1 protein-coding gene is annotated in these 860 nt (G+C 72.4%); it reads left to right on the forward strand.

Annotated elements, in window-relative coordinates; translation table 11 throughout:
* Nucleotides 1–10: 10 nt before the first annotated feature.
* Nucleotides 11–860: pyrroloquinoline quinone biosynthesis protein PqqE (gene pqqE, locus AC5W54_RS22490; protein WP_495964324.1), on the forward strand; the 850-nt coding region annotated here is incomplete at its 3' end.

Here is an 860-nt window from a genome sequence, read left to right on the forward strand (position 1 = left end):
CACCGACACCGTGACCGCCGACGGCCAGACCGGCGCCCCGCTGTGGCTGCTCGCCGAGTTGACCTACCGCTGCCCGCTGCAGTGTTCCTACTGCTCCAACCCGCTCGACTTCGCCGCGGTGAAGGAGGAACTGAGCACCGCCGAGTGGCTCGATGTCCTGACCCAGGCCCGCGCCCTGGGCGCCGTGCAGCTCGGCTTCTCCGGCGGCGAGCCGCTGGTGCGCCAGGACCTCGAGACGCTGGTGGCCGAGGCGCGTCGGCTCGGCTTCTATACCAACCTGATCACCTCGGCGCTGGGGCTCGACGAGGCGCGCATCGCCGCGCTGCGCGAGGCCGGGCTCGACCATATCCAGATCAGCCTGCAGGCCTCGGATCCCGAGGTCGCCGCGGCGGTGGCCGGCTCGCCCAAGGCCCACGCCCGGAAGCTGGCCATGGCGCGGGCGGTCAAGGCCGCCGGCTACCCCATGGTGCTCAACGTGGTGTTGCACCGCCACAACATCGACCGGCTCGACGCCATCATCGCGCTGTGCGACGAGCTCGGTGCCGACGCCGTGGAGCTCGCCAACTGCCAGATGTACGGCTGGGCGCACCTCAACCGTGCCGGGCTGCTGCCAAGCCGAGCCCAGTTGGAAGCCGCCGAGGCCACCACCGCGCGCTGGCGGGCGCGGCTCGCCGCGCGCGGCCGCGACATGCGCCTGCTGTTCGTGGTGCCCGACTACTACGCCGAGCGGCCCAAGGCCTGCATGGGCGGCTGGGGATCGATCTTCATGACCGTGGCCCCCGACGGCGCGGTGCTGCCGTGCCACAGTGCCCGGCTCCTGCCGATGGCCTTCCCCAACGTGCGCGAGCAGCCGCTGCGCG

The sequence above is a fragment of the Halomonas sp. LMYGS-3 genome (assembly GCF_059509875.1).